Origin of the sequence: Brevundimonas sp. (genome assembly GCF_036405315.1) — a bacterium.
GTDB lineage: Bacteria > Pseudomonadota > Alphaproteobacteria > Caulobacterales > Caulobacteraceae > Brevundimonas.
On sequence record NZ_DASWXW010000049.1, the window covers coordinates 1 to 9,958 of the forward strand.

General features: G+C 70.3%; 8 protein-coding genes. All 8 read right to left on the reverse strand.

Annotated elements, in window-relative coordinates; genetic code table 11:
• A partial coding sequence (locus VGE49_RS03120; RefSeq protein ID WP_331033123.1) for an AMP-binding protein occupies window positions 1–1,121 on the reverse strand: 1,121 nt, incomplete at its 3' end.
• Window positions 1,122–1,158: 37 nt separating this feature from the next.
• Entirely contained in the window at window positions 1,159–2,637 is a 1,479-nt protein-coding gene (locus tag VGE49_RS03125) for a class I adenylate-forming enzyme family protein (RefSeq protein ID WP_331033124.1), read from the reverse strand.
• Window positions 2,634–3,863: a thiolase family protein gene (locus VGE49_RS03130; RefSeq protein ID WP_331033125.1), complete on the reverse strand. Its 1,230-nt coding sequence runs from the start codon at window positions 3,861–3,863 to the stop codon at window positions 2,634–2,636. The genes VGE49_RS03125 and VGE49_RS03130 overlap by 4 nt, the downstream gene beginning before the upstream one ends.
• Entirely contained in the window at window positions 3,860–5,542 is a 1,683-nt protein-coding gene (locus VGE49_RS03135; protein ID WP_331033126.1) for an aldehyde dehydrogenase family protein, read from the reverse strand. The genes VGE49_RS03130 and VGE49_RS03135 overlap by 4 nt, the downstream gene beginning before the upstream one ends.
• A 2-nt stretch (window positions 5,543–5,544) precedes the next feature.
• Window positions 5,545–6,690 carry an acetyl-CoA C-acyltransferase gene (locus tag VGE49_RS03140; RefSeq protein ID WP_331033127.1) on the reverse strand — a complete coding sequence of 382 codons (1,146 nt, stop codon included), beginning with the start codon at window positions 6,688–6,690 and terminating at the stop codon, window positions 5,545–5,547.
• A gap of 4 nt (window positions 6,691–6,694) precedes the next feature.
• Window positions 6,695–8,155: a carotenoid oxygenase family protein gene (locus VGE49_RS03145; protein WP_331033128.1), complete on the reverse strand. Its 1,461-nt coding sequence runs from the start codon at window positions 8,153–8,155 to the stop codon at window positions 6,695–6,697.
• Between the two features lie 91 nt (window positions 8,156–8,246).
• Window positions 8,247–9,146 (reverse strand): SDR family NAD(P)-dependent oxidoreductase, encoded by a 900-nt coding sequence (locus VGE49_RS03150; RefSeq protein ID WP_331033129.1) that lies wholly within the window; start codon window positions 9,144–9,146, stop codon window positions 8,247–8,249.
• Window positions 9,143–9,958 (reverse strand): DUF1295 domain-containing protein (locus VGE49_RS03155; protein ID WP_331033130.1); only part of this gene is annotated, 816 nt, incomplete at its 5' end. The genes VGE49_RS03155 and VGE49_RS03150, both read right to left, overlap by 4 nt.

Sequence of the window (9,958 nt, forward strand, 5' to 3'; positions counted from 1 at the left end):
AACAGGACGGCGCGTTCGGCGGCGTCGGGCACGTCCTTCTGGGCGCTGGGGAAGGAGGCGCCTTCGTTGGAGCCGAAATAGTTGACGATCTGGACGCCGTATTTCTCGTGGAAGGTGCGGACCATCCATTCCGACAGGGGCGCCGAGCCCGAGCCGATGGCGCGCAGCCGACCGAAGTCCACGCCCTCCAGCAGGGCCTCGTTCTGCAGCAGCAGGTTCAGGATGGCGGGCGGGGCGACGGTGTAGTCGATCTTCTCGGCGCGGACCTGTTGCAGGAAGATCTGCAGGTCGAACGGCTGATGCTGCACCAGCACCCCGCCCAGCAGAAGCCAGGAGACGAAGCTGGTCGAGATGCCCGCCATGTTCACCATGGGGAAGGGGTTCAGCAGGACCGCGCCGGGTTTCAGGTCGGCGGCGTCGGTGACGCCGGCGCCCATGATGATCCATTCGTTGTGGCTGCGCGGCACGCCCTTGGGCTCGGCCTCGGTGCCCGAGGTCCAGCAGATGGTGACGATGTCGTCGGCGCAGATGTTCGCCGCGCGGGCGGCGGCGCGACCGGCCTCGATCTGGGCCTCATCCAGCCCGGCGGCGCGGACGTCGAGGTCGAGGGTTCCGTCGGGCGCATGGCCGCCGACCACCAGAACGGTCTTCAGGGCCGCGGCGCCCGTCTGGACCGCCAGCATCATCTCGGCGTGGGCGTGCTTGCCGATGCGGGCTGCGGTGACGACGGCCTTGGCGTCTGTCTTGCGGAGAATATAGGCCAGTTCGTGCTCGCGGTACTGGACCGGAGCGGGGGTGACGATAGCGCCCAGCCGGATGCAGGCCAGATAGACCAGGCCCAGTTCGATGACGTTGGGCAGCTGCACCGCCACCACGTCGTCACGGCCGACCCCGGTCGCGTGAAGGACAGCGACATAGCGCGCCACCCTGTCCTCGACCTCGGCCCAGGTCAGGCGGGCCGGGGCGCCGCCCATGATGGCCTCGCGGTTGATGGGATCGACCACGGATTCGGCGTCGGGCATGGCGGCGACGTGGCGGCGGAACAGGTCGTCCAGCGTCTCCTCGCCCCACCAACCCCTGGCCTTGAAATCGCGGATGCGCTCCTCCGGCACGACGATCATGTCGGTCTTCTCCCTGGTTCTCTTTTACGTCTTCCGGTCATTGAGGCGCCGGATAGATCAGTGACTTCACCTCGTCGCGCACCACCTTGCCCACCGGATTGCGGGGCAGGGCGGCGACGATATGAAGGGTCTTGGGGGTGCGCACCGGGCCGACGGCCTCGCGCACGAAGGCGGTCAGGGCCTCGGGCATCACCGAAGGGTCGTCCAGGGCCGCGACGGCCTCCAGCCGCTCGCCCCAGACGGGGTCGGCGACGCCGAAGGCGCAGGCCTCGCGCACGGCGGGGTGGGCGTTCAGCGCCGCCTCCACCTCGCCGGGATAGATGTTGTAGCCGCCGCTGATGATCAATTCCTTCGAGCGGCCCAGCAGGAAGAGATAGCCATCGGCGTCCAGCCGTCCGATGTCGCCGGTCTTCAGCCAGCCTTCGTGGCGGGCGGCATCGGTCTGCTCCGGGTCGTCCAGATAGACGGTGGCGGCCAGGTCGCCGCGCACCAGGATCTCACCCTCCGCCTCGCCCGTGCGGAACACGCCGTCGGCGCCCAGAAGGGCGACCGGCGTGTCCGGGAACAGTCGCCCGACCGAGGTCCGCAGTTCGGGCCGGGCCATCTCTGCGGGCGACAGGCCGGCGATGGTCATGGGGGCTTCGGTCTGGCCGTAGAGGGTCGAGAGCACCGGGCCGAACCGGGCCACGGCCTCGGCGATCCGCGCGGGCGGCATGGGAGCGGCGGAGTAGGTCAGGTGGCGCAGGCGGGCGAAGTCGTCGGGGCCGAAGCGGCCTTCCTCCATCAGCAGATAGATCAGGGTCGGCGGCATGAAGACGGTGGTGATCCGGCTCTTCAGCTCGCGCAGGATGGCCTCGCGCTCGGGCTTGTCCAGCAGGACATGGGCCCCGCCCGCCGCCAGCACCGGCAGGATGTAGTGCGAGGCCCCGTGCGTCAGCGGCGCGACGGCCAGGTTCACGTCATCGGGGCCGAAGCCATAGAAGCTTTGTAGCGAGCGCAGCGCCGCCGCCCCGCTGCGGAGGCTTTGCAGCACCCCCTTGGGCACGCCGGTCGAGCCGCCAGTGAACTTCAGGGCGAAGGGTCGGTCGGGATCGTCGGAAATCGGGGGCAGGGTCGCCGCATCGACCGGGGCCGGGCGCCAGTCGTCGAGCGCCAGCGGACGGGCCGTCTCGCCCATGGCCTGGGCGGATTCGACGTCGTGCAGGGTCAGGCGCAGACCGGCGCGCTGCTGGAACAGGCTGTTCAGGCGCGGGCCGTTGCGCGGGTTAAGCGGCGTCCAGACCGCCCCGGCGCGCAGGATGGCCAGGTAGGCGACGACATGGTCGGCGCTGTTGGCGGCGCACAGGCCGACGCGGTCGCCGGGTCTGACATCGCGCGCGATCAGGTCGGCGGCGGCGGCCTCGACCCGGGCGATCAAGTCGTCGTGGCGGATCGCCCGGTCGCCGTCGAACAGGGCGGGACGGTCGCGCTTGGCGGGCAGGTTGTCGTAGAGGGCGCGGATCGGGTGCCGGATCATGCCGCCGGGCGCTCCAGAATGGTGACGACGGTGGCCGCCTCCTCGACGCCGAGGAAGCCGCCGCCGTTCTCGGCGGCTGCGATGCGGGCGCCCGCGACCTGACGCGCACCGGCCTCGCCGCGCAGGTGCTGGATCAGTTCATACAGCTGGCCGATGCCCGTGGCGCCGACCGGATGCCCCTTGGCCACCAGACCGCCGGACGGGTTGACCGGGGTGCGGCCGCCCAGGGCGAAATCGCCCGCCTTCAGCCGCGCCCCGACCTCGCCGGGGACGGCCAGACCCAGGTTCTCGATCTGCTGCAGTTCGGCGTAGCTGGTGGCGTCGTGAACCTCGGCCAGGTCCACGGCCTCCGGCCCCAGAGCGGCCTGCTCATAGGCGGCGCGGGCGGCGCGGCGGCCTATATGATTGGCGTAGTCGTCGGGCGCGCGGTCCGTCGCGCTGACCAGGGCGCAGCCGCGCACCTGCACGGCGCGAGCGACTGCGCCCAGCCGCGCCAGACCCCTAGCCGAACAGACCACCATGGCCGCCGCGCCGTCGCTGACGGGGGCGCACATGGCGCGGGTGAAGGGGAAGACGATGGGCTTGTCGGCCAGGACCTGATCGACCGTCATCGGCGTGCGGTATTGCGACTTGGGGTTGAAGGCGGCGGCGGTGTGGTTCTTGGCGGCGAGGCGGGCGAAGTCTTCCTGCGTCGAGCCGAAGCGGGCCATGTGGGCGCGGGCCTGGGCGGCGTAGAGGTCCATGAACAGGCTGCGGCCTTCGCCCGGCGCTTCACCGCCCATGGCGGCGATATAGGCCAGCACGCCCTCGCGGTCGTGGATGTCGGTCCCGCCCATGAAGGCGGCGGCGACGCGCTCGGGCCGGTCGGGCCAGACCATCTTTTCGGCCCCGACGATCAGGGCGATATCGCCCGCACCCGCGCGCAGCCACTGGATCGCCTGATGCAGGGCCGTCGAGCCTGAGGCGCAGGCGTTCTCGACATTGACCACGGGGATGCCGGTCAGACCCAGCGGGCGCAGGGCGATCTGGCCGCGCACCGTGTTCTGCCCCTCCAGCATGGGCTGGCGGGTGTTAGAGAACCAGGCGGCCTCGATGTCGCCGACCTGCGCGCCCGCGTCGGCCAGGGCGTCGCGCACGGCCTCGGCGGTCAGGCTCTTCACCGTGTCGGCGGGGCGTTTGCCCAGGGCGGTCATCGACACGCCGGCGATGAAGACCGGCGTCGTCATGCTGTCGGACGGCGACGCTGGACGATGCGGAAGCGCGCGGCGACGAAGGCCAGGTCAGCCAGACAGGCGTTGCCCGCCGGGTTCAGTCCGCTGACGTGATAGTCGCTGTAGGCGGCGGCGAAGTTGATCCACATCGCCCCGGTCAGGTTGATCGTCAGATTGGCCCCCGCCTGCTCATAGAGCGGCGTCGAACGGTCGATGAAGGCCTCGTCCGTCGAATAGAGATAGGAGGAGATCGAACCCTTGGTGCGGGCCAGATGCGTCGCCTCGGCCACGGCGGCGTCGGCCTCCATCGTCACCACGAACAGCACCGGGCCGAAATGCTCCTCGGCGTAGAGGTCAGGCGCGGACCCATCGACGCCCAGCACCAGCGGCGTCAGGGTGCGCGCCTGAGGGAACTGCGGGTGGGCGTAGGGCGCGGCTTCGCGCAGGATGCGGACGCCGGGACGCCGCTCCACGGCCCCGCGCACATCGGCCACAGCCTTGAGGCTGACCTCGCCCTGGACGGCGCCCATGATGCCGGCGGCCAGGGCCGGGTCTTCGGCGATGGCGTCGATCTGGGCGACCAGCGCGGCGGCGAAGGGCTCGGCCAGAGCGGGTGCGACATAGACCACCTGCGGGCTGGTGCACATCTGGGCCGAGAACAGGCTGGCGGCGCGCGCCACGGCGCGAGCGGCGGCGTCCAGATCGGCGACGGACTCGACCACCACGGTGTTGACGCCCGCCGTCTCGGTGAACAGCAGCTTGCCCGTCACCGTCCGTTCCAGATGGCCGCCGTAGCGGGGGCTGCCGGTGAAATCGACGATCTGGACGGCGGGATCATCGACCAGAACCTGGGCCACCGGCTCGGTCAGGGTGTCGACGGCCAGGGTGATCAGGTCGGGATCGAAGCCGAAGTCGGCCAGCACCCGCCGACACTCGCGCGCCACGATGGCCATGGGCAGGACGGCGATGGGGTGGGGCTTGAGGATGACCGGATTGCCGGTGGCCAGGCTGGCGAAAAGAGCCGGATAGGCGTTCCAGGTCGGGAAGCTGGCGCAGCAGATGACCAGGCCGATCCCGCGCGGGACCAGGACATAGGTCTTGTCCAGGCTGACCGCTTCGCCGGCGAAGTCGCGTTCGTAGCGGGCGCTGCGGGTCACGTCGCGCATGGCCTTGGCGGCGTAGGCCAGGGCCTCTAGGCCCCGGTCCAGGGCGTTGGGGCCGGAGCCGCTGAAAGCCTGGGTATAGCTCTGACCCGCGACGTGCATGACGGCCTGGGCCATTTCGAAGTTCGCGTCGTAGAGGCGCACAGCCATCTCGGCGCACAGGGCCAGGCGCAGTTCCGGATCGGCGGCGCGCCAGTCGGGCCAGGCGGCTTGGGACGCTTCGATCAGGGCCTCGGGATCACAGCGCGGATAGGTGATGCCCAGCGGTTCGCCGGTGAAGGGCGAGACCTCGGCGCCGACGCGGTCGATCACGCCGGGCAGGTCCAGGTCGAAGGGACGATTGAGCTGGGCCTCGAACGCGGCCTTGCCCGCGACGGGCTTGTCCGGGCCGTGGATCTTGGTCGAGGGCGAGTCCTTGAACGGCGACCAGGCGGCGCGGGCGGACACGGCCTTGATCGCGGCCTCGATCAGGTCGGCGTGGCGTTCGATGAGGGCGCGGCGGGCCTCGGCGGGCGGGAAGGGCGCGTTCATGCTCAACCCATCCGCTCGACGATCATGGCCGAGCCGACGCCTTGCGCGCCCGCCGCCACGACCAGACCGTAGCGGCCTTCGCAGGCGTCCAGCGCATCGAGCAGGGACGACAGCAGGATGGCGCCGGTGGCGCCCATCGGGTGCCCCTTGGCCAAGTGGCCGCCGCCGACATTGACCTTGTCGCTCAGCGTCGGGTGTTCCCGCGTGAACTTGGCGATGGTGACGGCGAAGGCCTCCATGAACTCGATCCTGTCCATGTCGGCCAGGGTCAGCCCGGCCCGGTCGAGCACGCGCTCCATGGCCGTGAAGCCGGCGGTCAGGGAGGCGGCGGGATCGCCCCCGGCCTCGGCCCAGGCCAGGATGCGGGCGCGGGCGCCGTCGGCCTGGCTGGAGATCAGGGCCAGTCCGGCGCCGTCGCTCATCGGCGGGGCGTGCGACACGGTGTGGCGGTGGTCGATGACCCGGCCCTCCAGCGCCTCGGCGTAGGGCGCGGCCAGGGCGGCGAAGGCGGGCGGCAACGACGCCAGGCTCTCGCTGCTGGTCTTCGGGCGCGCGGCTTCCTCGTGCGACAGGCCGTTCAGGGGAATGCGCGAGGCGGTCAGCGGCGTGCCCTCGGCGAAGGCGGTGCGCTGCTGCGAGGTCAGGGCGGCGGCGTCCATCTCGGCGCGCGTGACGCCGATGTCTTCGGCCAGACGGTCGGCGGCGACGGCGACGGGCAGGTAGCGGGTGCGCGGCGGGAAGCTGGCGTCCTCGTAGTAGTCAGCCTTGTCGCCCATGAAGGGGACGCGCGACATCATCTCGACCCCGCCGGCCAGAGCCGAACCCACGGCGCCCGTCTGGACCAGAGCGGCCGCCTGGCCCACGGCGGTCAGGCCAGAGACGCAGTAGTTGTTGAGGGCGAAGGCGAAGGCCGCGTCGTCCAGCCCCGCGTGCATCTTGCTGACCAGGGCGACATTGGCCCCCTGAGCGCCGACCTGGCCGACGCAGCCCAGGATCAGGGCTTCGGCGGCGCGGGGCGCATGGCCGCGCCTCTCTATCGCGTCGATCAGGCCCGTGACCAGTTCGTGCGGCTTCAGCGCGGCGAGGCCGCCGTCGGGGCGGGCCTTGCCGCGCGGGGTGCGGACGGCGTCGCGGATATAGGCGCTCATCGGCTTATCCCTTCGCCATCTGGTCGCCGCGCGCCCAGGTGCCGTGGAAGCCGGCCGGCACTCGCGCGGGCAGCAGGACGCGTGCGATCGGCCCAGCCTCGAAGTCTTGGGCGTCGATCACCTGCACCTCGGACCGGCCGGTGCTCTCGTCGGTGACGAAGGCGATGACGTAGCCGTCGTCCTCGTCCCGCGCGCCGATGCGCGGCGCGAAAGCGGGCTCGGAGCCGAACATCTGCGGCTCATAGTCATAGGTCCGCGCGGCGCCGGTGGTCAGGTCGTACTTGATCAGGCCCTTGAAACGCTGAAGCTCCGTCTTCGACATGGCCACGTGATAGGACCACTTCGTCGCCTGGGCGGCGTAGTCCAGGTTGACCACCGGGAACTCGCCGATACGGTCGTCCAGCTGGCGCTTCTTGACCTCGCCGGTGCGCATGTTCATCCGCCATTCGACGGGGACGGCGTTCAGGGCCAGCACGTTCACCATCGCCGCATAGGGCCCATACTCGGGATTCTGCGGATAGCCGTTGGGCGTCATCATGCAGGCGGTCATGACGACCTCGTCGCCGTCCTCCCAGCTGTTGACGACGTGATAGATGTAGCAGCTGTCGGTCTCGAACCAGCGGATCTGGTCGCCTCGGCCCCGGCGCGGCGCGACGCCGAAACGGGCCGGTTGATCGGCGAAGTGGATGTTCCACTGGCTGTTGCGCAGGCCCGCGTCGGTGAAGACCACCGGCAGGTCGTGCAGGATGACGTAGTTCTCGGTCAGGCCCATGTCATGCGGCAGGCGCGGCCCGGGCAGTTCGACACGCTCGAAATGGGTCAGCTCGTTGTTGGCGCTGACCGTGCCGTAGGTCATCCACGGCTCGTAGAGGGAATAGTCGAAGAAGACGAACTCGCCGGTGCGCGGGTCGACCTTGGAGTGGGCCGAGACATGGCGGGGCAGCTTGCCGCCGAAGGTCTCGATCCCGATGGTCTCCAGCGTGCGCGCATCCACCCGAACCGGATGACCTGAGATGTACCACAGCGCCATTAGCGAGCCGTTGTGCACCACCACGTCGGTGTTGGCCGTGTCCTTGTAAACCTTGTCGCCGCGCGTCGAGGCGGGATTGGCCCGCGTCGAGTGATACATGACGCCGCCCGCGCCGCAGCCGCCGTTCAGGTCCGCCACGTGGTCCGCCGAGCGCACGTAGCGATTGCGGTACTCGGCCTTGCCGTTCTCGAAATAGACGGCGTGCAACATGCCGTCGCCGTCGAACCAGTGGTGCATCCCCTCGGGCGCCTGGGCCGGGTTCGGACCGTTGCGGTAGAAGCAGCCGTAGAGGTCTTTCGGGATTTCGCCGACCACCTCCAGCTCCATAGCCGTGGTCTCGCGCGCCACGGGTTCATAGGCCCCCTGGAGATAGGGGTTCAGCGTGTTCAACGGGCTGAGCGGTCCGGTTTCGATCCGGCGGGCGTCGTCGGCCATGACGGCTGTTCCTTCCCTGTTCGTGAGCGAGGTTGCGCCTCGCTCATCCTTGTCTGCTGCGACCATGAGCGGTTAGGTCGCTTAACGCAAGTTACTTCGTTATGGTTGTTTCCAGGACTGCGGCCATCAACTGGTCGAAGGCGGCGTTGCCGTCGCTGAAGCTCTTCCAGTTGGTCAGATCCATCAGGGGGTCGGCCTGTTTCGCCAGGTCGTCGGGTGTGAACTCGTCCGCGAAGATCAGGCCCGTGCCCTCGACTCGGGCGGCGGGTCGCACCGCGCCGACGCCCGCCACCAGGGTCTGGCCGTTCAGCGGACAGTCCGGTGACATCAGCCAGGAGGCGACCGGGGCGACGCGCTCGGGGGCCATGCGGGCGGCGCTGTCGGCGTCAAGATAATCGGCGGTCATGCCGGTGGCGGCGTAGGGGGCGATGGCGTTGCAGGCCACGCCGTGCGACGCCCCTTCCAGGGCGATGACCCGCATCAGTCCGATCAGCGCCGCCTTGGACGAGGAATAGGCGGCCATGCCGTGGACGCCGTGCAGGCCCGCCGCCGAGGTCGACATCAGGATGCGGCCCGAGCCCTGGGCGCGCAGATGGCGATAGATGGGCAGGGTGGGCGTCAGGGCGCCGAAGAAGTTGACCTCGAACACTTGCCGAAAGGCGTCGGTGGTCTGCTTGTGCAGGGTCCTGGCCTCAGGCGCGCCCGCGTTGTTCAGCAGGCCGTCGACGCGACCGAAGGCGCCCAGAGCGGCGGCCAGCAGCCTCTCGCCGGAATCGGCCTCCTCGACCGCCAGGGGCGCGGCGACGGCGCGACCGCCCAAGGCGAGAATCTCGGCCACGACCGCCTCGGCTGATCCGGGCGCGTCGGCCGGGCGGGGGCGGGTGTTGACCACCACGCCGGCCCCGCGTTGCGCCAGGTCCAGGGCATAGGCCCGGCCCAGACCGCGCCCGGCGCCGGTGACGATGACGACCTGATTCTGAAGCGCGCTCATGCGTCGGCGCCTTCGGTCTCGGGGGCGGGCTTGGCGGCGCCCTTGGGGCGCGGCCAGGGCAGGAAGCGCGGCGTGCGGGCGCAATAGGCGGCCCAGGCCTCCGGTCGGGTGCGGGCCATGTGCTGCTCCTTGAACGGCGCGGCGGAGGCGTAGCCCATGAACCAGCCGGTATAGAGCGGGGCGAAGATCGTGACCCAGCCCCACGGATGCGCCAGGGCCAGCACGAACCAGCCCACCCACATGACGCTCTCGCCCAGATAGTTGGGGTGGCGCACAAAGGCCCAGGCGCCCTTGTCCAGCAGGCCGCCGCGGTTGGCGGGCGCACGCTTGAAGGCGGCTAGCTGGCGATCCGCCGTGCGCTGCAACGCGAAGCCGGTCATCCAGACGGCGGCGCCCAACGCCAGCAGCGCGGTCGGGCGCGGCGTCGGCGCCGTCAGGATGAAGGCGAAGGGCGCGCACCACAGCCAGACCGTCACGCCTTGCAGCAGGTGAACCTGGAATCCGCTCCACCACAGCCAGCTGGGGCCGAAGCTCTTGCGCCAATGGGCGTAGGGTTGGCGCTCGGCGTGGATGTTGTGGCCCCAGGTCTGGACGGCCAGCCGGACGGCCCAGACGCCGAGGCTGAGCAGGAACAGGCCGCTGAACAGGTCCAGCGGCAGGCCGGACAGGGCGAAACCCACGCCCGCCGCCGCCGCCGGGGCCAGCGGATAGGCCACGTCCATCAGTCCGTGATTGCGCTTCACCGTCCCCGCCAGCCAGCCCAGGGCGACCACGGTCAGGACCCCGCCGCCGCTGGCGAGCCAGATGAACAA